The organism is Nocardiopsis sp. MT53 (genome assembly GCF_019598965.1).
Classification (GTDB): domain Bacteria; phylum Actinomycetota; class Actinomycetes; order Streptosporangiales; family Streptosporangiaceae; genus Nocardiopsis; species Nocardiopsis changdeensis.
In genome coordinates, this window is sequence record NZ_CP080599.1 from 4,638,618 (window position 1) to 4,664,414 (window position 25,797).

18 protein-coding genes are annotated in these 25,797 nt (G+C 73.4%); 11 read left to right on the top strand and 7 right to left on the bottom strand.

Translation table 11 applies throughout. From position 1 onward, the window contains the following. Positions 1 to 9: 9 nt before the first annotated feature. A complete protein-coding gene (locus tag K1J57_RS20600; RefSeq protein ID WP_220560217.1) occupies positions 10 to 2,220 on the top strand; it encodes an MMPL family transporter in 2,211 nt (736 codons plus the stop codon). Positions 2,221 to 2,277: 57 nt separating this feature from the next. Here K1J57_RS20600 and K1J57_RS20605 read toward each other — a convergent pair whose 3' ends face one another. After that, positions 2,278 to 3,084 (bottom strand): AfsR/SARP family transcriptional regulator, encoded by an 807-nt coding sequence (locus tag K1J57_RS20605; protein ID WP_220560218.1) that lies wholly within the window; start codon positions 3,082 to 3,084, stop codon positions 2,278 to 2,280. A 558-nt stretch (positions 3,085 to 3,642) separates the two neighbouring features. Between K1J57_RS20605 and K1J57_RS20610 the strand changes: the two genes are divergently transcribed. From K1J57_RS20610 to K1J57_RS20640, 7 genes are all read left to right on the top strand, one after another. Then, positions 3,643 to 4,680: a ScbA/BarX family gamma-butyrolactone biosynthesis protein gene (locus K1J57_RS20610; RefSeq protein WP_220560219.1), complete on the top strand. Its 1,038-nt coding sequence runs from the start codon at positions 3,643 to 3,645 to the stop codon at positions 4,678 to 4,680. Then, positions 4,677 to 5,345, top strand: a complete 669-nt coding sequence (locus K1J57_RS20615; protein WP_255646450.1) for an HAD family phosphatase — start codon at positions 4,677 to 4,679, stop codon at positions 5,343 to 5,345. The genes K1J57_RS20610 and K1J57_RS20615 overlap by 4 nt, the downstream gene beginning before the upstream one ends. Next, positions 5,342 to 6,970: an FAD-dependent monooxygenase gene (locus tag K1J57_RS20620; RefSeq protein ID WP_220560221.1), complete on the top strand. Its 1,629-nt coding sequence runs from the start codon at positions 5,342 to 5,344 to the stop codon at positions 6,968 to 6,970. Before K1J57_RS20615 ends, K1J57_RS20620 begins: the two co-directional genes overlap by 4 nt. A gap of 144 nt (positions 6,971 to 7,114) precedes the next feature. Next, the gene (locus tag K1J57_RS20625; RefSeq protein ID WP_220560222.1) at positions 7,115 to 9,442 is read left to right on the top strand and encodes an MMPL family transporter; all 2,328 of its coding nucleotides are present in this window, start codon (positions 7,115 to 7,117) and stop codon (positions 9,440 to 9,442) included. Next, a complete protein-coding gene (locus K1J57_RS20630; RefSeq protein ID WP_220560223.1) occupies positions 9,429 to 10,610 on the top strand; it encodes an alpha/beta fold hydrolase in 1,182 nt (393 codons plus the stop codon). Before K1J57_RS20625 ends, K1J57_RS20630 begins: the two co-directional genes overlap by 14 nt. Further along, positions 10,607 to 11,791 carry an alpha/beta hydrolase gene (locus K1J57_RS20635; RefSeq protein ID WP_220560224.1) on the top strand — a complete coding sequence of 395 codons (1,185 nt, stop codon included), beginning with the start codon at positions 10,607 to 10,609 and terminating at the stop codon, positions 11,789 to 11,791. The genes K1J57_RS20630 and K1J57_RS20635 overlap by 4 nt, the downstream gene beginning before the upstream one ends. Before the next feature lie 20 nt (positions 11,792 to 11,811). Beyond that, positions 11,812 to 14,040 (top strand): MMPL family transporter, encoded by a 2,229-nt coding sequence (locus tag K1J57_RS20640; protein WP_220560225.1) that lies wholly within the window; start codon positions 11,812 to 11,814, stop codon positions 14,038 to 14,040. 51 nt (positions 14,041 to 14,091) lie between these two features. Here K1J57_RS20640 and K1J57_RS20645 read toward each other — a convergent pair whose 3' ends face one another. Further along, positions 14,092 to 14,553: a MarR family winged helix-turn-helix transcriptional regulator gene (locus K1J57_RS20645; protein WP_220560226.1), complete on the bottom strand. Its 462-nt coding sequence runs from the start codon at positions 14,551 to 14,553 to the stop codon at positions 14,092 to 14,094. 69 nt (positions 14,554 to 14,622) lie between these two features. On the opposite strand from K1J57_RS20645, the gene K1J57_RS20650 reads away from it, so the two are divergent. After that, positions 14,623 to 15,714 (top strand): NAD-dependent epimerase/dehydratase family protein, encoded by a 1,092-nt coding sequence (locus K1J57_RS20650; protein ID WP_220560227.1) that lies wholly within the window; start codon positions 14,623 to 14,625, stop codon positions 15,712 to 15,714. 75 nt (positions 15,715 to 15,789) lie between these two features. Here K1J57_RS20650 and K1J57_RS20655 read toward each other — a convergent pair whose 3' ends face one another. Further along, complete coding sequence (locus K1J57_RS20655) at positions 15,790 to 17,883, bottom strand: 3-hydroxyacyl-CoA dehydrogenase NAD-binding domain-containing protein (RefSeq protein WP_220560228.1); 2,094 nt, start codon at positions 17,881 to 17,883, stop codon at positions 15,790 to 15,792. Beyond that, positions 17,880 to 19,079 (bottom strand): acetyl-CoA C-acyltransferase, encoded by a 1,200-nt coding sequence (locus tag K1J57_RS20660; RefSeq protein WP_220560229.1) that lies wholly within the window; start codon positions 19,077 to 19,079, stop codon positions 17,880 to 17,882. The genes K1J57_RS20655 and K1J57_RS20660 overlap by 4 nt, the downstream gene beginning before the upstream one ends. 288 nt (positions 19,080 to 19,367) lie before the next feature. Between K1J57_RS20660 and K1J57_RS20665 the strand changes: the two genes are divergently transcribed. Continuing rightward, complete coding sequence (locus tag K1J57_RS20665; protein WP_220565677.1) at positions 19,368 to 21,122, top strand: ABC transporter ATP-binding protein; 1,755 nt, start codon at positions 19,368 to 19,370, stop codon at positions 21,120 to 21,122. A 73-nt stretch (positions 21,123 to 21,195) separates the two neighbouring features. Here the strand turns inward: K1J57_RS20665 and K1J57_RS20670 are convergent, their stop codons facing one another. The 3 genes from K1J57_RS20670 to K1J57_RS20680 form a co-directional block, all read right to left on the bottom strand. Then, positions 21,196 to 22,227 carry a tetratricopeptide repeat protein gene (locus tag K1J57_RS20670; protein WP_220565678.1) on the bottom strand — a complete coding sequence of 344 codons (1,032 nt, stop codon included), beginning with the start codon at positions 22,225 to 22,227 and terminating at the stop codon, positions 21,196 to 21,198. A gap of 257 nt (positions 22,228 to 22,484) precedes the next feature. Further along, entirely contained in the window at positions 22,485 to 23,735 is a 1,251-nt protein-coding gene (locus tag K1J57_RS20675; RefSeq protein ID WP_220565679.1) for an HRDC domain-containing protein, read from the bottom strand. Positions 23,736 to 23,830: 95 nt separating this feature from the next. After that, a complete protein-coding gene (locus K1J57_RS20680; protein WP_220560230.1) occupies positions 23,831 to 24,406 on the bottom strand; it encodes a DUF3000 domain-containing protein in 576 nt (191 codons plus the stop codon). Positions 24,407 to 24,729: 323 nt separating this feature from the next. Here K1J57_RS20680 and hemE point away from each other — a divergent pair, with 323 nt between their 5' ends. Continuing rightward, the gene (gene hemE / locus K1J57_RS20685; RefSeq protein ID WP_255647214.1) at positions 24,730 to 25,698 is read left to right on the top strand and encodes a uroporphyrinogen decarboxylase; all 969 of its coding nucleotides are present in this window, start codon (positions 24,730 to 24,732) and stop codon (positions 25,696 to 25,698) included. The last annotated feature ends 99 nt before the right edge of the window (positions 25,699 to 25,797 follow it).

Here is a 25,797-nt window from a genome sequence, read left to right on the forward strand (position 1 = left end):
GGGCTGCTCATGCCAACGCACACGGGGCTTTTCGGTCGTCTGGGGCTCGGCGTCCACCGCTTCCGGTGGGCGGTGCTGGCCGCCACCGCCCTCTTCGCGGCCTTCGCCGCGGCCTGGGGCTCGGGTGTCTTCTCCGACGTCAGCGAGAGCGGCTTCGAGGACCCCGGCGCCGAGTCCTCGCGGGCCATGGACCTCCTCGAGGGCGAGCTGGGCCACGACGACGTCGACATCGTCGCCGTCTACCGCAGCGACGAGATCAAGGTCGACAACCCCACCTTCGCCGCGGCCGTCCAGCGCCTCGCCGACGGCATGCCCGGGGACGTCGTCGCCGACTTCGACACCTACCTCGACGAGGACCTGTCCGACACCGAGCGCGGCATGCTCGTCTCCGAGGACATGCACGCGACCTACATCCCCGTCACCCTCACCGGGGAGAGCCACACCGAGCGCCTGGAGCAGTACGAGTCCGCGGCCGGGCACCTGGAGTCGGGCCCGCTGGAGACCCACCTGGGCGGCCCCATCGCGGTCGAGCACGAGCTCTCCGAGACCGCCGAGTCCGACATCGTCCGCGCCGAGCTCATCACCATGCCCCTGCTGCTGTTCCTGCTGGTGCTGATCTTCGGCGGCCTCATCGCCGGCGCGGTCCCCCTGGCGGTGGGCGGCCTGGCCATTCTGGGCTCCCTCACGGTGCTGCGCGCCCTCACCCACGTCACCGACGTCTCGGTGTTCGCGGTCAACGTCGCCACCATCCTCGGCCTGGGCCTGGCCATCGACTACGGCCTGTTCATGGTCAGCCGGTTCCGCGAGGAGCTGGACCGGGGCCGGGGGGTGGCCGCCGCGGTCGGCCGCACCGTCGACACCGCGGGGCGCACGGTCGCCTTCTCCGGGGTCACCGTCGGCATCGCCTTCGCGGGCCTGTTGTTCTTCCCCCAGCCGATCCTGAAGTCCATCGGCTTCGGCGGCATCGCCGTGGTCCTGTTCGACCTGCTGGCCGCCCTGGTGTTCCTCCCGGCCCTGCTGTCGGTGGTGGGCCGGCGCATCGACCGGCTCCGGCTGCCGCTGCCCCGCCGCACCGTCACCGGGACCCTCCAGGAGGGCGGCTGGACCCGCCTGGCCCGCACCGTGATGCGCGGCCCGGCGGTGTCCCTGGTCGCGGTCCTCAGCGTCCTGGTGGTCTTCGGCTCCGGCCTGGCCTTCGCGCGGTTGGGCACCACCGACCAGCGCTACCTGCCCGAGGACGCGGGCAGCCGGATCGCCACCGAGACGGTCGCCGAGGACTTCCCGGCGGGCGGCCTGGGCCGCCTGCACGTGGCGGTGGTCGGCGACCCCTCGGAGGAGGCGCTGGAGGAGTACGCCGAACGCCTGGAGGGCCTGCCGGAGGTCGCCCTGGCCCGCGTGGAGCGCACCGGCGAGGGCGTCGCCCACGTCCTGGTCGCCTACCAGGGCGCGACCGACTCCGACGAGGTCAAGGGCCTGGTCGCCGACGTCCGCGCCGAGCCCGCCCCGGAGGGCGCCGAGGAGACCCTGGTGGGGGGTGTCGCGGCGATGCAGCAGGACAACGTGGCCGCGATCGTGGAGTCGGCCCCGGTCACCGTGGCGTTCATCGCGGGTGCCACCCTGTTCCTGCTCTTCCTGGCCTTCGGGTCGGTCGTGCTGCCCCTCAAGGCGGTCCTGATGGGCGCGCTGTCCCTGGGCGCCTCGCTGGGCGTGGTGGTCTGGGGCTTCCAGGAGGGCGGCTTCGCCGGCCTGCTCGGGTTCGAGCCGGTCGGCACGATCGACCCCACCTACCTGGTGCTCATCACCATCGTGGCGTTCGGCCTGGCCATGGACTACGAGCTGTTCCTGCTGAGCCGGGTCCGCGAGGAGTTCCTGCGCACCGGGGACAACACCCGCTCGGTGGCGGCGGGGCTCCAGCACACGGGCCGGATCATCACCAGCGCGGCGGTCCTGCTCGTGGTGGTGCTCCTGGCGATGGGCACCTCGGGCCTGCTGTTCCTGAAGATCATCGGCATCGGCCTGGCGATCGCGGTGTTCGTGGACGCGACCCTGGTCCGCGCGGTCATGGTCCCGGCCGCGATGCGCCTGCTGGGCGGGGTGAACTGGTGGCTGCCGCGGCCGCTGCGGTGGCTGCACGACCGCATCGGCATCTCCGAGGGCGGCGGCGAGGAGCCCGCGGCCCCGGCGCGGGCCGACGGCGGGCGCGTGCCCGCGGGGGTCTGAGTCGGGACCGGGCCCGCCGGGAGGGGACTCCTCCCGGCGGGCCCGGCCGTACGCGGGTCAGGGGGCGTTCTGCAGGCGCCGTGCGCCGGCGATCGGCCGGTGCCTGCGGATGGCCTGGTAGAGGTCGTGCAGCTCGGGGCGGGGCGGAACGTTGAGCTCCCCCAGCATCCGCGTGGCCAGCACCTGGTACACGCGGACGGCCTCGGCCGTACGGCCCTCCTCGTACAGGGCCAGGATGAGGAGCCGGGCCAGGTTCTCCTCCAGCGGGTGATGCCGCAGCGCGTCGCGCAGCGGTCCCATCACCTCGGCCCGGCGGCCGGTCCGGAGGCCGACGGCGGCGTACTCCTCGAGCACCACCAGCCGGACGGTCTCCATGAACTCCCGCTCGTCGTCGAACGCGGGGCCGGACAGCTCGCCCAGGAAGGGGCCCCGCCACAGGGCCAGGGCGCGGCCGAACAGCTCGGCGGCCCGCACCTCCTCGCCGTCGTCGCGCATCGCGCGCGCGGCCTGGATCCAGGTCTGGAACAGGGCCAGGTCCGTCTGGCCGGCCTGGGGCACGAGCCGGTAGCCCGAGGGACCGCTCTCGATGGCGACACTCCTGTGCGGGGGCAGGGCGGCGAGGGCGCGGCGCAGTCCGGAAACGTACTTGTGGACCAGGTTGACGGCGTGGTTCGGGTGGCTCGGACCCCACACCATCGTGATGATGCGCTGGGTGGTCACGGCACGCTCGGCGTTGAGCGCGAGTGCCGCGAACACGGCGCGTTGTCGGGGGGCGCCCAGGGACAGGGGACCGTGCTCTCCGACGACCTCCAGTTCTCCCAGGACGGAAACGGTCGTCGGTGCCGCCTGCGTGGTTCTGATCATTCCGGAGCCCTTCCGGCGATTCTTGCGTTACCCGTCTCCAGCTTCTCGTGCACTCCGTTCCCGTTCGGTGCTCTCCGGCGTCGGTGGCGGAGGCCTTGCTCCGAAGGGGGCCGGAGTACCGCTCCGCGGCGGCGAGTGCCCGCCGCCCGTGTGCGGTGAGCCGATCATAAGCACGTGACCTGTACCTGTAAGTGACGGATAAGTCTCCCTGCGCCATCGCGGGGCGGCCCTTCGCAGGCGGGAACGTGGACCACAGGCTCCGAAGCCATCTCCTGTGTCGATCATCACAAAACACAGATGATCGGGCGAAATGATCAATTGCACGCGCATTTTCCCATGTGGACGCCTTGTGCGAAGTCAGAAGTGAAATTTTTTCACTGTGGGCCTTCAGGTCGTGCTCCAGGTCGCCTTCAGGTCGCCTCCGGATACTCGGTGCCGTGGCGGAGGCGGACCGTTCCCCGTCCGCCTCCGCCACAGGGGTCGCCCTCCTCACCGTTCCGAACCCCGTGTCCTCTCGGCGGAACGCCCGCCGAGGGGGATGTGAACGAAAGGGAAGACATGAACCGCACGACCACCGGGCCGCAGGCCACCGCGACGGCCGACGCCGCCGACCGGGACCTGGTCCACCTGGACCCCGACTTCGGGGAGCCCCGGGAACTCGACTACGACGCGACCGTCCCCCGGGGGCTGGTCCACCGCAACGCCGTCTCGGAGGTCTTCGTCACCGACTCCCGGCAGACCGGCGAGAACTCGTTCGACGTCGCCGCCCAGCTGCCCCGCGGGCACGTCATGCTGGAGACGCCCACCTACGACCTCCCGCTGATCCTGGAGGCCTGCCGGCAGACCGGGGTGCTCATCTCGCACCGGCACCTGGACGTCCCCCTGGACCGGGCGTTCATCATGCACCGCATGTCGCTGCACATCGGCGACCTCGACGGCCTGCGCCAGGGGCCCGAGCCGGGCCGCGCCCTGATCCGCACCGAGGCCGACGTCTACCGCAACCAGGCGGGCAAGCTGCGCGGCTACGACTTCCGCGCCGACGTCCTCATCAACGGGACCGAGGTCGCCAAGGCCACCGGAGCGCTCATCTTCGTGGGCCGCCCCGCCTACCAGGCGCTGCGCACCAAGGGCCGGGACGCCCTGGACTGGAGCGACGCGGCGGCGCCCCGCGCGGTCCCGGCCCCGCCCGCCGTGGTGGGCCGCCGCGACCCGCGCAACGTCGTCATCACCGACCCGGTCCAGCGCGGCGACGAGGGCTGGCGGGCCACCGTGGTCCCCGACCACGACCACCCGCACCTGTTCGACCACCCGCTGGACCACCTGCCCGGCAACCTCCTGATCGAGGCCGCCCGCCAGGTGGCGGTGGCCGCCGTGGCCCGCTCCGCGGGCCTGGACCCGGCGACCCTGGTCCCGGTCTCGGTGGACGCGTCCTTCTCCTCCTTCTGCGAGAACGACCTGCCCACCACGGTGGAGGCCGACCTGGCCCCCTTCCGCTCCGACGAGCGGTTCGGCCCGGTCGTCGGCGTGGACGTCCGGGTCAACCAGCAGGGCACGACCAACAGCTCGTTCCGGATCGAGGTGGCCCAGTGGGTGTGAACCGCATCGAGGCCGTCGTGTGCGACTACGGCGGCGTCCTCACCAACCCGCTCCACGAGACCCTGGAGCACTTCGCCCGGGCGGCCGGCCTGAGCGCCGACGCCATCCTCACGGCGATGGGCGCCGCCGCGGCCAAGGTCGGCGCCGACCCCATGGCGCTGCTGGAGGTCGGGGCCATCACCGAGGCGGAGATGGTCGCCTCCATCACCGCCGAACTGCCCGAAGGGGGATGGGCCTTGCCCGAGGACCGCACCTTCGGCGAGCTGTGGTTCGCCGGACGCACCGGCAACCACGAGTTCGCCGACTTCCTGCGCGGCCTGAGCATGGACGGCTACCGGCTGGCCCTGCTCACCAACAACGTCGTGGAGTGGGAGGACCTGTGGCGGGCGACCGTGCCCGCCGACGAGCTGTTCGAGGTCGTGGTGAACTCCGCGCACGAGGGCGTGCGCAAGCCCGACACCGAGATCTACGAGCGCCTCCTGGCCCGGCTCGGCCTGACCCCGGACCGGTGCCTGTTCGTGGACGACCTGGAGGACAACCTCAAGCCCGCCGCGGAGCTGGGCATGGCGACCGTCCGCTTCCAGGACAACGCCCAGGCCGTCGAGGAGATCACCTCGGTCCTGAAGGTCTCGGGGGCCCCGGCGAAGGCCGAGGGGGCGCGGTGAGCACCCCCGACCCGCACCCCCCGGTGCTCGTGGTCGGCGCCGGCCCCACGGGGCTGGCCGCCGCCTGCACCCTGCTGCAGAACGGTGTGCCCTGCCGCGTGGTCGAGCGCCGGGCGGGGGTGGCCGAGGAGCCCAAGGCCCTCATCCTGTGGAGCGGGGCCCTGGAGGTCCTGCGCCGCCTGGGTGTGGACCGGGAGGTGGTCGGCCGCTCCCTGCCGCTGGAGTCGGCGTCCTACTTCTCCGCCGGCAGGCGCATCGGCGGGGTCCGCTTCGGCGGGCTGGCCGACACGGCCTTCCCCGGTCCGATCTGCCTGCCCCAGCCCGGGGTGGAGCAGGCCCTGTACGACCGCCTGCTCGCCCTGGGCGGCTCCGTCGAGTGGTCCACCCGGGTCCACTCGGTGGAGCCGGCCGGGGACGGGGTCCGCGTCACCCTGGGCCCCGAGGGCGAGCCGCAGGCGGCGGAGGAGGTGGCCGTCCCCTGGGTCGTGGCCGCCGACGGCAGCCGCAGCACGGTCCGCGAGTCCCTGGGGGTGGCCTTCGAGGGCGACACCTACGACCGCGTGTTCCTGCTGGCGGACGGTGTCGTGAGCGGCCCGGCCCCGGCCCGGGAGGCCCAGTACCACCTCACCCCCGACGGGGTGCTCGTGGTGGTGCCGCTGCCCGGCGGCGGGCACCGGGTGTTCTTCGACATCGCCCCGGACGGGGAGACCGCCCCGCCCGACGACGCGCTGATCGCCCGCCTGCTGGCCGAGCGCGGCCCGCGGGGCCTGCGCGTGGACACCGTGTGGTGGCGCAGCCGCTTCCGGGTGCACGCCCGGGTGGCCCGCGAGTTCCGCCGCGGCCGGGTCCTCATCGCCGGGGACGCCGCCCACCTGCACAGCCCGGCCGGCGGCCAGGGCCTCAACACGGGCATCCAGGACGGGTTCGACCTGGCCTGGAAGCTCGCCGCGGTGCTGCGGGGCGCGCCGGAGGAGCTGCTGGACAGCTACCCGCTGGAGCGCCGCCCGACCGCCAAGGCGGTGGTGCGCAGCGCCGACCAGCAGACCCGCACCTGGATGGCGCGGTCTCCGCTGGCCCGGCTGGTGCGCGACACGCTGATGCGGACCCTGTCGGCCTCGGGGCTGCTGGAGAAGCGCCTGGTGCCGCAGCTGGCGCAGATCTCCCCGGACCTGTCGGAGAGCCCCGCCGTCACGGCGCCCCCCGCCGGTTGGCGGGCCCGTGACGCGGTGGGCGGCGCCCTGCCCGGGCGGCGCATCGGCGACGCCCCCCTGACCCCGGTCCGGGGGACCGACGCCACGAGCCTGCACGCGTACCTCGCCTCCGGGCGGCACGCGCTGCTGGTGGGCGGCGGTCCCGCGGAGCGCGTCCGGGAGGCGGCGGCCGCGCTGCGCGAGCAGGTCCCCGACGACGTGGACGTGCTGCTGCTCACCTCCGCCCCGGCCGAGCCGGAGGGCGACCACCACGTCGCCCGCCCGACCGGGGGCACCGGGGCCGGGACCGGGTGGGTGGTCCACGTCCGGCCGGACGCGGTCGTCTCCGCGGTCGCCGCGCTGGACGCCGACTGGAGGCCGGGGGTGTTCCTGGGCGGCGTCCTGCTGCCCGGTGCCGAGCGGTCCCTCAGGTAAATGATATGTGAACCCTATCGTTTAGGTTGATGATCGTCGCATGTTTATACAGTATTGTGGCGGCGACGGCACCCGTGATGGCGGCCGGAGGATTCCGGCCGCCATCGGCGGTTCCGCCCGCGAACGACGAACGGGGGTGACACGATGCTCGACGCACTGACCCGGCTCACCACGCGCAGGCCCTGGTGGGTCCTGGCGGCCGCGCTCCTCGCGGTGATCGGCGCGGTGGTCCTGGGCTCCGGTGTCGCCGACCGCCTCCGGGCGGGCCAGGGCACCGAGGACCCCTCCTCGGAATCGGCCCGGGCCGCCGAGATCCTGGAGGAGCACTTCCCCGACAGCAGGCCCAACCTGATCCTCCTGGTGACCGCCGAGGACGGGGTGGACGACCGCGAGGCCGCCGCCCGCGCCCTGGGACTGGCCGAGGGACTGGCCTACGAGGACGGCGTCGCCGGGGTCACCTCCTACTGGCAGACCGGCTCCGACGAGCTGAAGTCCGACGACGGCACCCGCGCGCTCATCGCCGCGCACGTGTCCGGCACCGAGGCCGAGGCGGGCGCGGCCGTGGCCGACCTCGCCGAACGCTACGGCGGCGACCACGGACCCCTCACCGTCGGCGTCGGCGGGCAGACCGCCGTCCTCAACGACATCGAGACCACCATCGCCGAGGACCTGGTCCGCTCGGAGGTGATCGCGCTGCCCCTGACGCTGCTCATCCTCGTGTGGGTCTTCGGCAGCGTCGTCTCGGCGTCCCTGCCCCTGCTGGTCGGGGTGGTGTCCATCATCGGCACCAACGCGGTGCTGTGGGCGATCGCCGGGTTCACCGACGTGTCGGTGTTCGCCCAGAACCTCACCATCGCGCTCGGCCTGGGCCTGTCCATCGACTACGCCCTGCTCATGGTCCGCCGCTTCCGGGCCGAGCTCGCGACCGGCGCCACGCCGGCGCAGGCCACGCTCACCACCGTCCGCACGGCGGGGCGCACGGTCGTCTTCTCGGCCCTGGCCATCTCGGCCGCCCTGGCCGGGATGCTGTTCTTCCCCCTGTACTTCCTGCGGTCCTTCGCCTACTCCGGCGTGACCGTGGTGCTGCTGGCCGCCCTGACCTCCCTGGTCGTGCTGCCGGCCGTGCTCACCCTGCTGGGCCCGCGCGTCAACGCGCTGGACCCGCGCCGCCTGCTGCGCCGGGGCTCGGCCCCGCCCCCGGAGGAGGCGGCCGACCGGCGCTGGGGCCGGCTGACCCGCGCGGTCATGGGGCGGGCCCCGGTCTTCGCCCTGACCGCCCTGGCCCTGCTCGTCGCGGTCGGGCTGCCCTTCCTGCGGGTGGAGTTCGGCATGGCCGACGACCGCCAGCTGCCCGCCGGGGTCGAGTCGCGCGAGGTCATGGACACCATCCGCACGGACTTCGGCTCCACCGCCACCGGCGCCGTCGACGTGCTCGTCCACCAGGCCCCGCAGGACACCGACACCGGACTGCTGGACGACTACGCCGCCGCGCTCTCGCGCCTGGACAACGTCCAGGAGGTCCGCTCCCCGCTGGGCGTCCACACCGACGGCGGCCACCTGCGCGAGCGCACCCCCGTGGACGCCCTGCGCGAGTCCGAGGACCTGGCCTACATCCAGGTCATCCCGGACGCGGAGGTCGAGGACATCTCCCTGGAGAGCCAGAACCTGGTCCGCGACATCCGCGCGGTCGGCACGCCCCTGGAGGTCTCGGTCACCGGCCAGGCCGCCGCGGTCGTGGACGCCCAGGCGGCCATCGCCGAGCGCGTCCCGGCCACCCTGGCCGTGGTCGTCGCCGCCATGCTGGTCCTGGTCTACCTGCTCACCGGCAGCGTCCTCCTGCCCCTGCTGTCGGTGCTGTTCAACGCGCTCAGCCTGACCGCCATGTTCGGCGCCGTCGTCTGGGTGTTCCAGGACGGCAACCTCTCCGGACTGCTCGGGTTCACCCCGACGGGGTTCATCGACACGGCCCTGCCCGTCCTCATGTTCTGCATCGCCTTCGGGCTGTCGATGGACTACGGGGTCTTCCTGCTGTCCCGGATGCGCGAGGAGTACGACCGCACCGGCGACCACCGCACGGCCGTCGAGCTCGGACTCCGGCGCACCGGCGGCATCATCACCGCCGCCGCGGTCGCCCTGGCGGTCGTCCTCGTCGTCATCGGCGCCTCCCGGGTGACCAACACGATGATGCTCGGCTGGGGCGTCGCCCTGGCCGTCATCGCCGACGCCACCGTCGTGCGCTGCCTCCTGGTGCCCTCGGTCCTGCGCATGACCGGCGCCGCCACCTGGTGGGCGCCCGGCCCGCTGCGCCGGTTCCACCGCTTCTTCGACGCCACCCTGGGCGAGAACGCGGCCGAACCCGGCCGCGCCGCCGCCGACCGGCGGGACCCCGCGGGGCCCGCGCAGACCCCGGCACCCGAACCCGGTGCCGCACCCGCCCGAGAGACCGCGGAGGTGGCCCGTGCCCGGGACTAGGAACACCCTCATCGCCGCGGGCGCGGTCGCCGCCGTGGCCGCCGCCGCGCTGGTCCTGCTCCCGTCGGGGGAGGACGGGCCGTCCGCGGCGCCCGAGCCCACCGCCCGGGAGCGCGCGCAGGCCACCGCCGAGCGCATGGCCGCCGCGGACATCGTCGACGTCCCGGTGAGCTTCACCGTCACCAACCGCAACGGATCGCGGCTGCCCTGCAACAGCGACGGCGGGGAGTACACCCTCCGGGGCCACCTCACCGGCCCCGCCGACGCGCTGGAGCAGGACGACCCCGCCGTCACCGTCTACCAGCACGGGCAGGCGGCGGGGGAGTGGTTCTGGCGGCTGGACGAGCCCGGCTACCACCACACCGAGGAGATGGCGCTGCTGGGCCACGTCTCCCTGACCCTGGACCGGCTCGGCTACGGCGGCGGGCGGCCCGACGGCCTGGCCATGTGCCTGGGGTCGCAGGCCGACATGACCGCCCAGGTCATCGAACAGGTCCGCGCGGGCGACTACACGCTGGGGGAGGGCGACGGCGGCTCCGACCGGGTGCCCGACGAGCCCCCCGCCTTCGACACCGTCGTCCTGGCCGGGCACCACAGCGGCGCCCAGATCGCCCAGATCACCGCCTACTCGTTCGACGGACCGGCCGCCCCCGACGCGCTGGCCCTCATGGCCTGGAGCGGCACCGGCGTGACCGACCGCGCCAACGCCCGCTTCTTCGGCGGCCTGGCCTCCTGCATGCAGGGCGGAGTGCCCGCCGAGGCCGAGGCCGGACCGCCCGACCCCGACGGCGCGGACGCGGCCGGATACACCTACGTGGACGTCGGCCGCACCTCCTACACCCGGGCCAACTTCCGCGACCCCGCGACCCCGGTGGCCGCCCTGGCCGCCGGCCTCCAGGACCGCACGCCCTGCGGCGACCTGGGGACCCAGGTCGAGGCGCTGGCCACCGACACCCGCAACCTCCACCGCGTCGAGGTGCCCGTCCTCTTCGCCTTCGCCGACGCCGACACCCGCGTGTCCGACGGCGCCGACCACGCCGGGCTCTTCACCGGGGCCCCCGACACCGAGACCGTCACGGTGGCCGACGCGGGCCACTACCTCGTCCTCGAACCCGGGGCGGCCGAGCTGCGCACGTCCCTGGCCGACTGGCTGGAGGAACAGCGGTGAACACCACCGGAGCACCCCCGCACCGCACGTCCCGGCGCCGCCTGCGCGCCGCGGCCCTGGCGGCCTCCCTCCTGCTCGCCGCTGCGGCGGCCACGGGCGCGGCGGCCGCGGAACCCTCCTCGGGCCCGGCGGCCGCCGCCGGGCCCGCCCCGGCGGCGGACCCCGCCGCCCACCGGACCCCCCGCGAACCGGCCGTGACCCCGCCCGGCGTCGTGGACCTGGCCGTCGAGTTCACCGTCGACAACGTCAACCGCACCCGCGGCCAGTGCTCCGCCGACGGCGAGGAGTACACGGTCCGGGGACACCTGACCGCCCCCGAGGAGGTCCTGGCCGCCGACGCGCCCGCCGTCGCCCTGCTCGTCCACGGCACCAACACCGGCGAGTGGATCTGGCGCCTGGACGTCGAGGGCCGCAACTACGTCAACGAGCTCGCCGAGCGCGGGCACGCCTCGGTCACCATCGACCGCCTCGGCTACGGCTCCAGCGACATCCCCGAGGGGTTCGCCAGCTGCAGCGGGGCGCACGCCGACATCGCCCACCAAGTGGTCGAACAGCTGCGCGCGGGCGACTACCGCGTCGAGGGCGACGACCCGGTGTCCTTCGACACCGTCGTCATGGGCGGCCACTCCAGCGGCGCCCTGGTCGCCGAGAGCGTGGCGGTCTCCTTCGGCGGCGTCGACGGCCTGCTGCTCACCGGCTGGGCGGCCGTCGGCATCACCGACGACACCAACCGCCGGTTCCTCACCGCCTACCGCACCTGCCTGGAGGGCGGCGAGGAGCACGGGTCCCCGGGCGATCCCCGCGGCTACGTGTACTTCGACCCCACCCTGGAGGACTTCACCGAGGGCGGGCTCGGCCCGCACGCCGACCCGGCCGTCGTCGCCGAGATCGAGGGGCTGTGGGGCCGCAACCCCTGCGGGGTCATGGTCTCCGAGCCCATGGCGATCCTCTACGACCTCGACCTGATCGGCGAGATCGACGTCCCCGTCCACCTGGTCTTCGGCGCCCACGACGTGCTGCGCCAGGGGGTCGAGGGGTACCCGGGCCTGTTCACCTCCAGCCCCGAGGTCACCGAGACGACCCTCACCGACGCCGGACACTTCGTCACCATCGACGCCGGCGCGGAACTCCTGTACGACACGGCGGCCGAGTGGATGGACCGGCACGCCCCCACGACCTGACCCTGGAAGGCGAGAGCACCATGGCAACCTCATCGACCACCGCCTCACCCCCGGGCGCCGGCGGCACCGGCGGCCCGCCGCAGCGCCCGCCCCTGCTGGCCCGCCTGGGGGAGGGCCTGGCCCGCCGTCCGGGCCGGGTCATCATCCTGGCGATCGTCCTGACGCTGCTCGGGGTGTTCCTGGCCGCCGGCACGATGGACCGGCTGCTGCTGAGCCGCTTCGAGAGCCCCGGCTCGGAGTCGGCGCTGGTGGAACAGCGCCTGGAGGAGGGCTTCGGCACCGGCAAGCACCACTTCCTGCTCCTGGTCACCGCCCAGAACGGCGACGTGGACGACCCGGCCGTGGTCGAGGCCGCCACCGCCCTGGAGGAGGAGCTGGCCTCCCGGGAGGGCGTCGCCGAGACCGCCTCCTACTGGGGCCGCGGCGACTCCCCGGCGATGCGCTCCGAGGACGGCTCCCAGGCGCTCATCACCGTGCGCATGGAGGGGACCGTCACCGAGGCCCGCACCGCGCTGGGCGAGATCTCCCCGGACTTCACCCGCGAGGACGACGTCCTGCGGGTGGAGGTCGGCGGCGGCGACGAGATCTTCCGCCAGGCCGCCGAGCAGGCCCAGGCGGACTTCCTGCTCGCCGAGGCGATCATCTTCCCGCTGGTGTTCGTGCTGCTGTTCGTCATCTACCGCCGGCTCTCGGTGGCCGCGCTGACCCTGGGCATGGGCCTGTTCTCGGTGATCACCACGCTGGCCCTGCTGCGCGGGGTCACCTACATCACCGATGTGTCCACCTTCGCCGCCAACCTCACCCTGGTCATGGGCGTGGGCCTGGGCGTCGACTACAGCCTGTTCGTCATCAACCGGTTCCGGGAGGAGCTGGCCCGCGGCCGGGAGGTCCCCGAGGCCGTCGCGATCGCGGTCGCCAAGGCCGGGCGGACCGTCGCGTTCAGCGGCCTCACCGTCGCCGTCGCGCTGTCGTGCCTGATGCTCTTCCCGTTCCCGTTCCTGCAGTCCTTCGCCTACTCCGGCATGGGCACGGTGCTGACCTCGGTGTTCGCCTCCCTGGTCATCCTGCCCGCCGCGCTGGCCAAGGTCGGCCACCGGGTCCGGCCCAAGCGCGAGCCCGACCCCGACCGCGGCTGGTGGCACGACACCGCCCTGCGGATGATGCGCCGCCCCGTGCTGTGGGGCCTGCCCGCCCTGGTCGTCGTCCTGGTGCTGGCCGCCCCGGCCGTGGGACTGAACTTCGGCCTGCCCGACGCCCGGGTGCTGCCCCAGGGCAACTCCAGCCGCGACGTCCAGGACCAGATCGAGACCGGGTTCGCCCAGGAGGAGATGGACGCCGTCCAGGTGGTCGTCGACCTGCCGGGCGCCGAGGCCCAGGACGCGTCCGCGAGCGACTACGCCGCCGAGCTGTCCCGGGTGGAGGGCGTCTACCAGGTGGACGCGCTCACCGGGCGGTACGTGGACGGACAGCAGGTCGCGGGCCCCGAGCCGGGCGCGCAGGAGCGGTTCGGCTCGCCCGAGGCCACGTGGTTCTCCGTGGTGCCCGAGACCGAGGCGATCTCCGACGGCGAGGACCTGATCGAGCGCATCCGGGACGTGCCCGCGCCGGCCGCCGCCGAGATCGGCGGCTACCCGGCCGACCTCGCCGACTTCCGCGCGGCGCTGCTGGGGCAGGTGCCCCTGGTGTTCGGGCTCATCCTGGCCATCACCTTCGTCCTGCTGTTCCTCATGACCGGGAGCCTGCTGCTGCCCGCCAAGGCGATCGTGCTCAACGTGCTCAGCCTCGCGGTGATGTTCGGCGTGATGGTGTGGATCTTCCAGGAGGGCAACCTGTCCGGGCTGCTCGGGTTCACCGCCAACGGGACCCTGGAGACGACCTTCCCGATCCTGATGTTCTGCATCGCGTTCGGGCTCTCCATGGACTACGAGGTGTTCATGATGTCCCGGATCAAGGAGGAGTACGACCTGACCGGGGACAACACCCGGGCGGTCGCGGCCGGGCTGCAGCGGAGCGGTCCGCTGGTCACGGCGGCGGCGGTCATCCTGGCCGCGTCGTTCGCCACCTACGCGGTGTCCGACGTGCTCTACCTGATGATGCTCTCGATCGGGATGGCGGTGGTGATCATCGTGGACGCCACGCTCATCCGCGGGGTGCTGGTGCCGGTGTTCATGCGCCTGGCGGGCGACGCCAACTGGTGGGCGCCCGCACCGCTCAAGAGGCTGCACGCCCGGTTCGGCATCTCGGAGTAGGGGGAGTGCCGCCGGGGGCCGCCCCTCCCGGGCCCCCGGCGGACCCCCGGGTCACTCGTGCTTGGTGACCCGGGGGTGGGCGTCCAGCAGGCGCCCCGACAGCTCGTGCAGCACCGTCCGCTCCTCCTGGGAGAGCGGGGCGAAGAACTCCTCCTCGGCGGTGGACACCGCCTCACGGGCCTTCTGCAGCAGCAGGGCGGACTCGGGGGTGGGCGTCACGATGTAGCGCCTGCGGTCCTTCGGGTTGCGCTTGCGCTCGGCCAGCCCGCGGGACTCCAGGTCGTCGATGAGGCCGACCATCACGTTGGGGTCCACCCCCAGGGCCCGGCTCAGCTCCTTCTGGGAGGGGTCGGACATCGCCTCCGCCGCGGCCAGCACGTGGAACTGGCGGGCGGTGATCTCCTGCGGCCCGAAGATGTCGAGGGTGACGGCCTGGACCAGTTCGCCCAACTTGATCAGCCGGTAGCCGGTCGTGTGCCACAGGGGCGTCTCCCAACCCGACGCGTTCTCCATTCCGGACCGCCTTAGAAATTCATAAGCCGAAATTATTATCTCGTTACATGATAGTTGGGATGTGACATCATGGCGGACACGGAAACGCCACGACTTCCGAAGCGGGACCGCTCCCTGGTGACCGGGGCCACCGGCCTGCTGGGCGGCAACATCGTCCGACTCCTCCTCGGCCTGGACCAGGAGGTCGTCGCCCTGGTCCGGGACATGGAGCGGGCGCGCCGCCTGCTGCCCGACGACCCCCGCCTCCACCTGGTCCGCGGCGACGTCACCGAGCCGTCCACCTACCGGGGGCACCTGACCGGGGTCGACGAGGTCTTCCACACCGCCGCCTACTTCCGCGAGTACTTCCAGGACCCCACCCTCACGGCGCCCCTGGAGAGGATCAACGTGCAGGGCACCGAACAGGTCCTGAGCGCGGCCGCCACCTCCGGCGTCCCCGTGTTCCTGCACACCGGCTCCATCAACACCATGGCCCTGCGCGGCCCCGAGCGCCCCGCCGACGAGTCCACCCCGCCCCCGGAGAAGTACGCGCGGCCCGCGGTGTCGGACACCTACCCCACCAGCAAGGTGCGCGCCGACCGGGCGGTCGCCGCCATGGTCCGCTCCGGCCGGACCGGGGACACCCGGGTGGCCACCGTCCTGCCCGGCTGGATGTGGGGCCCGGGCGACGCCGGACCGACCTCCGCCGGCCGCCTCTTCCTCGACGTCGCCAAGGGCAGGGTCCGTGCCATCCCGCGCCTGCACAACTACGTGGTGGACGCCCGCGACGTCGCCTACGCCTGCGTCGCCGCCGCCCGGGTGGGCACCGCCGACCGCTACGTGGTGGCCGGGGAGAAGCGGTCGCTGCCCGCCCTGACCGACACCGTCGCCGCGGAGACCGGGGCCCGGGCGCCCCGGTCGGTCCCCGCCGGCCTGGCCACCGCGGCCGCCGCCCTCATGGAGCTCAGCGCCCGCCTCCGCGGCGGGGAGCCCACGGCCACCCGCGAGGGCGTCCGGGTGCTGCGGGAGGGGGACGCGCGCAACATCAGCTCCGACCTGGCCCGCCGCGAACTGGGCGTGGGGTTCCGCCCCGTCGCCGAGACGGTCACCGCCATGGGCGCCTGGTACCGGACCCACGGCATGCTGCCCGCCGGGCAGGCGCGCGCCGGATCCGTCCGCTGACCCCGGGCGCACGACGGGCCCGGCCCCTTCCCGGGGCCGGGCCCGTCCCGGTCTCCCGGGCGGTCACCGCGGAGGTCAGACGGCCTTCGGGTCGCCCTCGTGGAACCGCTTGCCGTTGACGGCCTCGGACACCCCGACCTTGTCCAGGTAGGGGGTGATGCCGCCGGTGTGGAACGGCCAGCCCGCACCCGTGATCAGGCACAGGTCGATGTCGGCGGCCTCGGCCACGACGCCCTCGTCCAGCATGATCCCGATCTCCCGGGCCAGCGCGCGCAGCGCGCGGTCCAGGATCTCCGGCTCGGTGGACGGCGCGTCCCCGCCCGCGAACAGCTTCTTCACCTCGGGGTCGATGGTGAAGTCGGGGGCGAAGATCGCGGTCTTGCCCTCCTTGACGATCTCGCCCAGCTGCGGCGACACCGCGAAGCGGTCCGGGAAGGCCTCGTGCAGGGTCTCCGACACGTGCAGCGCGACGGCCGGGCCGACCAGCTGCAGCAGCATCAGCGGCGACATCGGCAGGCCCAGCGGGGCCACCGCGCGGTCGGCCACCTCGGGCTCGGTGCCCTCGGACACCGCGCTCAGGACCTCGCCCATGAACAGGGTGAGCAGGCGGTTGACCACGAACGCCGGGGCGTCCTTGCACAGGACGGCGGTCTTCTTCAGCTTCTTGGCGACGGCGAACGCCGTGGCCAGGGCGGCGTCGTCGGTCTTCTCGCCGCGGATGATCTCCAGCAGCGGCAGCACGGCGACGGGGTTGAAGAAGTGGAAGCCGACGACCCGCTCGGGGTGCTCCAGCTTCGAGGCCATCTCGGTGATGGACAGCGAGGAGGTGTTGGTGGCCAGGATCGCCTCGGGGGAGACCACGGCCTCCACCTCGGCGAACACCTGCTGCTTGACCTCCATCTTCTCGAACACGGCCTCGATGACGAAGTCGGCGTCCGCGAAGGCGTCCTTGGTCAGCGAACCCGTGACCAGGGCCTTGAGGTGGTTGGCCTTGTCCTGGTTGACGCGCCCCTTCTTGAGGAGCTTGTCGACCTCGCTGTGGACGTAGGCGACGCCCTTGTCCAGGCGCTCCTGGTCCAGGTCGGTCATGACGACCGGCACGTCCAGGCGGCGGGCGAACAGCAGCGCCAGCTGGCCGGCCATCAGGCCCGCGCCCACGACGCCGACCTTGGTGACCTTGCGGGCCAGCGACTTGTCCGGGGCGCCGGCGGGCCGCTTGGCGCGCTTCTGCACCAGGTCGAAGGCGTACAGGCCGGCCTTGAGCTCGGGGCTCATGATGAGGTCGGCCAGCGCCTCGTCCTCGGCGGCGAAGCCCTCGTCCCGGGTGCGGGTCCTGGCCTCGGCCACCAGCTCGACGGCGCGGGCCGGGGCCGGGGCGGCGCCGTGCAGCTTGCCCTCGACCACGAACCGGGCCATGTTGACGGCGTTGTCCCAGGCCTCGCCCTTGTCGACCGCGGGGCGCTCGACGGTGACCTCGCCCTTGACGACCCTGGCCGCCCAGCGCAGGGACTCCTCGACGAAGTCGGCGGGCTCGAACATCGCGTCGGCGATGCCCAGCTCGAACGCCTGCGCGCCCTTGAGCACCTTGTTCTGGGCCAGCGGGTTCTCGATGATGACCTTGAGGGCCTTCTCGGCGCCGATCAGGTTCGGCAGCAGGTAGGTGCCGCCCCAGCCGGGCACCAGGCCCAGGAAGGTCTCGGGCAGGGACAGCGCCGGGACGCCGGAGGAGATGGTGCGGTAGGTGCAGTGCAGGCCCACCTCGACCCCGCCGCCCATGGCCGCGCCGTTGATGAGCGCGAAGGTCGGCACGTCCAGCTCGCCGAGCTTGCGGAACACGTCGTGGCCGAGCCGGCCGATGGCCAGCGCCTGCTCGCGGTTCTGGATCGCGGGCACGCCGCTGAGGTCGGCGCCGACGGCGAAGATGAACGGCTTGCCGGTGATCGCCACCGCCACGATGTCCTTGCGGGCGCGGGCGGCCTCGATGGCGGCGTCCAGGGCGAGCAGGCCGCCGGGGCCGAAGGTGTTGGGCCGGGTGTGGTCGTGGCCGTTGTCCAGGGTGATCAGGACGGCGGTGCCGGCACCGTAGGGGAGCTCGATGTCACGGGAGATCGCCTTGGTGACGACCTCGTCCTTGAACAGCTCGCGCGCAGCGTCCAGTGCGGTGCTCACTTGCCCCCCTCGTAGTTGGTGTTCTCCCAGAGCACGGTGCCGCCCATGCCCATACCGACGCACATGGTGGTGATGCCGTAGCGGACGTCGGGACGCTCGGCGAACTGGCGGGCGAGCTGCATCATCAGCCGCACGCCGGAGGAGGCCAGCGGGTGGCCCAGCGCGATGGCGCCGCCCCACGGGTTGACGCGGGCGTCGTCGTCGGCGATGCCGAAGTGCTCCAGGAAGGCGAGCACCTGGACGGCGAAGGCCTCGTTGATTTCGATGAGGCCGATCTCGTCCATCGTGATGCCCTGGCGGGCCAGCAGCTTCTCGGTGGCCGGGACCGGGCCGACGCCCATGACCTCGGGCTCGACACCGGCGAAGGAGAAGTCGACGAGGCGCATCCTGGCGTCCAGGCCCAGCTCCTGCGCGACCTCCTCGGCGGCCAGGATGGCGCCGGTGGCTCCGTCGTTGAGGCCGGCGGCGTTGCCGGGCGTCACGTTGCCGTGCGCGCGGAAGGGGGTCTTGAGCCCGGCCAGGGACTCCATGGTGGTGCCCGGCCGCGGCGGCTCGTCCTTGGTGGCCAGGCCGTAGCCCTGCTCCAGGGAGCGGACGACGACCTCGACCAGGTCGGGCTGGATCCTGCCGTCGGCGTAGGCCTTGGCGACCTTCTCCTGGCTGCGCACCGCGTAGGCGTCGGCGCGCTCCTTGGTGATGGAGGGGTACCGGTCGTGCAGGTTCTCGGCGGTGTTGCCCATGACCAGCGCGGACGGGTCGACCAGCTTCTCGGAGAGGAAGCGCGGGTTGGGGTCGACGCCCTCGCCCATCGGGTGGCGGCCCATGTGCTCGACGCCGCCGGCGATCACCACGTCGTAGGCGCCGAAGGCGATGCCCGCGCCGGAGGTGGTCACGGCGGTGAGGGCGCCGGCGCACATGCGGTCGATGGCGTAGCCGGGGACGCTGCGCGGGAGTCCGGCCAGGATCGCGGCGGTGCGCCCGATGGTCAGGCCCTGGTCGCCGATCTGGGTGGTGGCGGCGATGGCCACCTCGTCGATGCGCTCCGGGGGCAGGCCCGGGTTGCGGCGCATCAGTTCGCGAATGACGCGGACGACCATGTCGTCGGCGCGCGTCTCGGCGTAGAGGCCCTTGCCTGACTTGCCGAACGGGGTGCGGACCCCGTCGACGAATACGACATCGCGGGCGGTTCGCGGCACGATGGCCCCTCCTTCTCCAAGGTGTGGGTGGACTTTCGAGCCCATGCTACTCGCCGGTAACAAATTGCGCGAGTGCCGGATTCCCCGACGTCCGGACGGCGGTCCGGTACTGACGATCGATGGGGTCGGGTTCGAACTTTCGGCCGATGCGCGGGGCGGGGCGGGCCGGTTGACTGGAACGGCCCGCGACGTCCCGCCGCGCCTACTTTCGCACGGTTCGGGGGCCGCGACGGGAAACCGACACGGACGGGGAGACGACCCTTGGCGGACGACCGCGAACACCGGGAGATGCTGCGCGCCGCACCGCGCGCCCCCCTGCACCGACTGCTCTCCCACGCCCGTCCCCACCTGCGGGTCCTGCTGGTGGGCGGCTCGCTGACCCTGGCGGGCGGCGCGGTCGGCCTGGCCCAGCCGCTGGCGGCCCGCTACGTCATCGACGCGCTGGGCGCGGGCGGGCCGCTGCTGGCGCCGGTGCTGCTGCTGGCCGCCGCGGTGGTGGTCGGGGCCCTGATCGGAGCCCTGGGCTCCTTCCTGCTGGAGCGCACCGGCCAGGGCGTCGTACTGGACGTGCGCCGCGGCCTGGCGGGATCCCTGGTCCGGCTGCGGGTCGCCGAGGTCGACCGGCTCACCCCGGGCGACCTGGTGGCCCGGCTGACCGCCGACACCACCCTGCTGCGCACCGTCACCACCAGCGGCCTCACCGACCTGGTCACCGGCGCGGTGCTGCTGGTGGGCGGCATCGCCGTCATGGCGGTCCTGGACCCCGTCCTGCTCCTGGTCACCCTGGGCATGATCCTCGTGGTCGGCGTGCTCATGGCCCTGGTCCTGCCGCGCATCGGCCGGGCCACCCAGGAGGCCCAGGCCGCGCTGGGCGCGATGGGCGGCCGGCTGGAGCGGGTGTTCGGGGCCTTCCGCACGGTCAAGGCGTCCTCCGCCGAGGACACCGAACTCGCCCGCCTGGACGAGGCCGCGGTGGACTCCTGGCGCAAGGGGGTCGCGGTCGCGGGCTGGAGCGCGCTGTCGGGCACCTTCACCGGACTGGCCGTCAACGTCGCCTTCCTGGTGGTGCTGGCGCTGGGCGGCGGCCGGGTGGCGGCGGGCACCCTGGAGGTCTCCACCCTCATCGCGTTCCTGCTGCTGCTCTTCTACCTGATGCAGCCGATCGGGATGCTGGTCACCTCGCTCACCGACCTCCAGGCCGGACTGGCCGCGGTCCGGCGCATCGACGAGGTCGCCGGGCTCGACCGGGAGGACACCGGCGGCGGCACGGCGGGGGCGCCCGAGGCCCCCCGCGAGCCCGCCTCGGTGGTGTTCGAGGACGTCGTCTTCCGCTACCGGCCCGAGCTGCCACCGGTGCACCACGGCGTGTCCTTCGCCGCCTCCGGGGCCGGGCTCACCGCCCTGGTCGGCCCCTCCGGCGCGGGCAAGACCACCGTCTTCTCCCTCATCGAGCGGTTCTACGACGCCACCTCGGGACGCGTCCTGCTCGACGGGACCGACGTCCGCGACCTCCCGCTGCGCGACCTGCGCGCCCGGATCGGGTACGTGGAGCAGGACGCGCCGGTGCTGGAGGGCACCCTGCGGGAGAACCTGGCCCTGGCCGCCCCGGACGCCACCGACGCGGACCTGGCCGAGGCCGTGGCCCGGGCCCGCCTCACCGACCTGGTCTCCCGGCTGCCCGGCGGCCTGGACGGCGTCATCGGGCACCGCGGGGTGACCCTCTCCGGCGGCGAGCGCCAGCGGGTGGCCATCGCCCGCGCGCTGCTGCGCCGGCCCCGCCTGCTGCTCATGGACGAGGCCACCTCGCAGCTGGACGCCGCCAACGAGGGGGCGCTCAAGGAGGTGATGATGGACGCCGCCCGCACCACCAACGTCATCGTGGTCGCCCACCGGCTCTCCACCGTCACCGGGGCCGACCGCATCGTCGTCATGGACGCCGGCCGGGTCCGGGCGGTGGATACCCACGCCGAGCTCCTGGAGGGCGACGACCTGTACCGCGACCTGGCCGCCGGGCAGCTGCTGGCCCCCGCCCAGGGGAACTGACACGAAGGCCCCGTGCCCGGCGGGAGACCGGGCACGGGGCCGTGGATGGCGTGGGAGCCGCGGCGGGCCGGGCTCAGAACAGGGCGTCGGCCTCGCGGTGGCGGCCCGCGGCGCTGTAGGCGCCCGCCAGGTCGCGGCGCAGCCGCAGCGTCAGCCGACGCACCTCCGGGTCGCCGGAGGAGTTGAGCGCCACCCGGTAGGCGTCGCGCAGCGTCTCCACCGCCTCGTCGGTGCGCCCCGCCTGGGTGTAGGCGCGGCCCAGCCGGTGGTGCACGGTCAGGGTGTCCAGGTGGCCCTTGCCCATCCGGCGCCGCCGCCCGGCCAGGACCATCCGCAGCTGGCGGACGGCCTCGTCGTGGCGGCCCGCCATGTTCTGCGCGGCGCTCAGCCCCAGCCGCAGGTCCTCGCTGCGCTCGGCGTCCTGCACGTCCGCCAGCGCCCGCTCGTAGTGCGCCATCGCGGCGTCCAGCCGCCCGCTGCGCCGGTAGCACACGGCCAGCCGGCTGCGCGCCTCCACGGTGTCCTCGTCGCTGGGCCCGAACGCGCTCTCCCGGTCCCGCAGCAGCACCTCCCACTGGGCGGCCGCGTCGGCGGGGCGGCCGGCGTCCTCGAACGCCCAGGCCAGGTTCTCCCGGATGATCTCGGTGCGCGGGTGCTCGGTGCCGAAGACCGCGACGGCCTCGTCCAGGGCCAGCTCGAACTGCTGCACGGCGGCCTGACGGCGGCCCATCTGCGCGTACTTGGTCGCCAGGTTGTTGCGGGCGGTGATGGTGTCGGGGTGCTCGGTGCCCAGGCGCTCCACCAGGGACCGCAGGGTGCGCTCCAGCGAGGCGGCGCGCATCCCGGCGGTGGGGGCGGGCTGTGCGGAGGACCCGGCCCCGCCCGGGCCGGCGGCCGGGGACCCGGCGCCGGGGACTTCGCGGGAGGGGTCGGTGATCACAGCGGTCGGGGCGGTGATCCGTGAGGGAAGGGCGTCGGAGGCCTCCACACCCCGGACGTCCGCCCGCACCGGGGTGGCGTCGGAGGGGACACCCCCGTCGACGGAGCGCACCCGGTCGGTACGCGTACGTCCGGTTCCACCGAACAGCGAACGCCAGAACGACAGCGGACTCACCTCTTTTCCCTGACCGCATCCTCGTGCACGCGCGCACCGGGCCGGACCGCCGGTGCTCCTCGCGCGGTGTGCCCCCACACCGTCGCAACGTTCCCTCTCCACCGTCAAGAGGTCACAGCGCCCTGAAATTCCAAGGCACAGTTCCATAACTTAAACGGACACGAGGCCATGGAACAGGCGGTCCGGGCCCCCTATGTGCGGTGACTTCGGCCACACCGGGGTTGAGGACGCGGAAGAAGGGTAAAGGTTCACCCTTCTTCGGCTGTTCTCAGAGCAGTCGCGAGGGGTTCCGAGGTAAGTCCGATCTGCCACTCCCGGGCCCCGCGCTCGCGCAGGAACGCCCCCACCGAGTCGGGGTCCACGGCCGCCGGCGGCGCCCACGCCAGCCGCCGCACGGTGTCCGGCAGCAGCAGGTTCTCGGTCGGCATCACGACGTCCTCGGCGATGCCCGTGACCGTCGCCCGCGCCGCCTCCAGCCGCCGTGCGGCCTCGGGGGCGCGGTCGGCCCACCGGTTGACCGGGGGCGGCCCGTCACCGGGCGCGTTGGGCCGGGGCAGGTCGGCCTGGGCCATCTCCCGGGCCCGGTCGATCGCCTTCATCCACGTCCCCGGGTACCGGCGCGCCAGTTTGATCCCGAACTGGCGGATGCGGTTCAGCTCCGTGGAGTTCTTGGGCATCGTGGACGCGGCCTCCACGATCGCCGCGTCCGGCAGCACCCGGCCGGGGGAGATGTCGCGCTCCTGCGCGATCCGGTCGCGCTCGTACCACAGCTCCCGCACCGCGGCCAGGGACCGCTGGTTGCGCACCCGGTGGATGCCCGAGGTCCGGCGCCAGGGGTCGGCGCGCGGCTCCTTGGGCGGCGCGGCCAGCACGGACGCGAACTCCTCGCGCGCCCACTCCAGCTTCCCGGCCTCCTCCAGCTCCGTCTCCAGCGCGTCGCGCAGCTCGATGAGGATCTCCACGTCCAGCGCCGCGTACCGCAGCCAGTCCTCCGGCAGCGGGCGCTGCGACCAGTCCACGGCGGAGTGCTCCTTGGCCAGGCGCACGTGCAGCATCCGCTCCACCATGAAGCCCAGGCCCACCCGCTGGTACCCGAGCAGGCGGCCGGCCAGCTCGGTGTCGAACAGCCGCCGCGGGCGCAGGTTGACCTCGCTCAGGCACGGCAGGTCCTGGTGTGCGGCGTGCAGCACCACCTCGGCGTCGCCGACGACCTCGTCCAGACCGCTCAGGTCGGGGCAGGCGATCGGGTCGATCAGAGCCGACCCCGAACCCTCCCGGCGCAGCTGGACCAGGTAGGCGCGCTGTCCGTAGCGGTAGCCCGACGCCCGCTCGGCGTCGACCGCGACCGGGCCGCTGCCGGCGGCGACGGCTGCGACGACTCCGGCCAGGGCGTCGGCGTCGGAGGTGACCTCCGGCAGACCTTCGCGTGGTTCCCGTAGCAGAGGCGCCATCTCGGCGTCGTCGTCACCTGGTTCACGGGGTTCTGTCTTCGAGTTCAACGCGTTCGCCACACCACTACGGTATGCGCTGCCGACACCGCGCGCGGATCCGGACCTGGCCTCCCGGAGCCCGCGAACCCCCGCGGGGGGAGGGCTCAGGGCCGCGCACGCTGCCGGGCGATGTCCGCGACGTCGGCCGGCGGCAGCCCGGCGGCCGACGCCAGCAGGGTCTGCCAGGCCGCCGTGTGCGCGGTCAGGTCGTCGGCCTCGGGGGTCCAGGAGGCGCGCATCTCCACCTCCGTGGTGGCCCCCTCGCCCGCCTTGGTCCCGAAGCCCTCGGTGGTGGCACGGGTGACCGTGCCGCTCAGCGTGTGGTGGGCGGCCCCGCACGAGGCCAGGGCGTCGGTCAGCCAGCTCCAGGCGACCGGGCCCAGCAGCGGATCGGTGGCGATGTCCGACTCCAGCTCGGAGTTGACCTGGCAGACGACCCGGAACGGGCCGGGCCACTCCCGGGTCCCCTCGGGGTCGTACAGGACGATCAGGCGCCCCCAGGCGATCTCCTCGCCGTGCACGGTGACCTGCGCCGACACGGCGGCGGCATGGGGGGCCAGCCGCCCCGGGGCGGGGATCTCCCGGACGGTGATCTCTGACCGGAGGGAGGGGCCGTTCAGGGCCTCGACCGCTCGCCGGAACGTGTCGCCGGCGTCCGCGGCGCTACCGACATCGGGCATGGTGGAAAAGTCAGCCTTCATTGAGTGTGATCGCGTGCTGGCGGGGTGTCGCCCGACAGGGGGCGGTTCCCCCCGGCGCAGGAGGGTGGGCACGCCAACGACCGTGGCACGACTCGCCGCCCCCGGGACGCAGATACCCCGGCGTGTCGGGGTTTTGTGATGATCTTGGGACCGGGCACCGCCCCTCGGGGCGCTGCGCACGGTCACCGTTCGGGGCGATCCGCGTGAGAGCACCGGCCGGGGCATGGCACGATCGAAGGGTGACGCTGCAAGATTCTCCTTTCCTTCGCGCCTGCCGGCGCCTGCCCGTGGACCACACCCCGGTGTGGTTCATGCGCCAGGCCGGGCGCTCCCTGCCCGAGTACCGACGGGTCCGCGCCGACGTGCCGATGCTGGAGGCGTGCGCCCGCCCCGACATGATCACCGAGATCACGATGCAGCCGGTCCGCCGGTACGACGTCGACGCCGCCATCTTCTTCAGCGACATCGTCGTCCCGCTCAAGGCGATCGGCATCGACCTCGACATCAAGGCCGGTGTGGGCCCGGTGGTGGCCGACCCGATCCGCGACGCGGACGGGGTCAAGCGGCTGCGCGACATCGAGCCCGGCGACCTGCCCTACGTGACCGAGGCCGTGGGCATGCTCACCGGCGAGCTCGGCGACAAGCCGCTCATCGGCTTCGCCGGCGCCCCGTTCACGCTGGCCTCCTACCTCATCGAGGGCGGGCCCTCCAAGAACCACGAGCACACCAAGGCGCTCATGTACGGCGAGCCGGAGCTGTGGGACGAGCTCATGCGCCGCCTGTCGGCCATCACGCTCGGCTTCCTGCGCACCCAGATCGACGCGGGCGCCAGCGCGGTCCAGCTGTTCGACTCCTGGGTGGGCGCGCTCAGCGCCGAGGACTACCGCGCCTCGGTGCTGCCCTACACGTCCTGGATCTTCGGCCAGCTCAGCGAGTACGAGGTGCCGCGCATCCACTTCGGCGTGGGCACCGGCGAGCTGCTGGGCCTGCTCAGCGAGGCCGGCGCCGACGTCGTGGGCGTCGACTGGCGGGTGCCGTTGGACAAGGCCGTGCAGCGCGTCCAGCCGGGCACGGCGCTCCAGGGCAACCTGGACCCGGCGACCCTGTTCGCCCCGTGGGAGGTCGTCGCCGAGCGCACCCGCGACATTCTGTCCCGCGGACGCACCGCCGACGGCCACATCTTCAACCTCGGCCACGGGGTCCTGCCGGAGACCGACCCGGACATGCTCCAGCGTCTCACGGAGTTCGTCCACGAGGAGACCTCCGCCTGATCCGCGGACGCGGCGCGGCCCGGACCGCCGCCGGCCCGCGCTCCCGTGCCCGTCGACGGCGCCCGGCCCACCCGGCCGGGCGCCGTCCCCCTTCCGCGG

Excerpts from the sequence above, each read along its gene's own strand:
- K1J57_RS20665 (WP_220565677.1), top strand. The coding sequence starts at position 19,368 with ATGCTGCGCGCCGCACCGCGCGCCCCCCTGCACCGACTGCTCTCCCAC.
- K1J57_RS20610 (WP_220560219.1), top strand. The coding sequence starts at position 3,643 with ATGAACCGCACGACCACCGGGCCGCAGGCCACCGCGACGGCCGACGCC.
- K1J57_RS20645 (WP_220560226.1), bottom strand. The coding sequence starts at position 14,553 with ATGGAGAACGCGTCGGGTTGGGAGACGCCCCTGTGGCACACGACCGGC.
- K1J57_RS20640 (WP_220560225.1), top strand. The coding sequence starts at position 11,812 with ATGGCAACCTCATCGACCACCGCCTCACCCCCGGGCGCCGGCGGCACC.
- K1J57_RS20605 (WP_220560218.1), bottom strand. The coding sequence starts at position 3,084 with ATGATCAGAACCACGCAGGCGGCACCGACGACCGTTTCCGTCCTGGGA.
- K1J57_RS20600 (WP_220560217.1), top strand. The coding sequence starts at position 10 with ATGCCAACGCACACGGGGCTTTTCGGTCGTCTGGGGCTCGGCGTCCAC.
- K1J57_RS20625 (WP_220560222.1), top strand. The coding sequence starts at position 7,115 with ATGCTCGACGCACTGACCCGGCTCACCACGCGCAGGCCCTGGTGGGTC.
- K1J57_RS20650 (WP_220560227.1), top strand. The coding sequence starts at position 14,623 with ATGGCGGACACGGAAACGCCACGACTTCCGAAGCGGGACCGCTCCCTG.
- K1J57_RS20680 (WP_220560230.1), bottom strand. The coding sequence starts at position 24,406 with ATGCCCGATGTCGGTAGCGCCGCGGACGCCGGCGACACGTTCCGGCGA.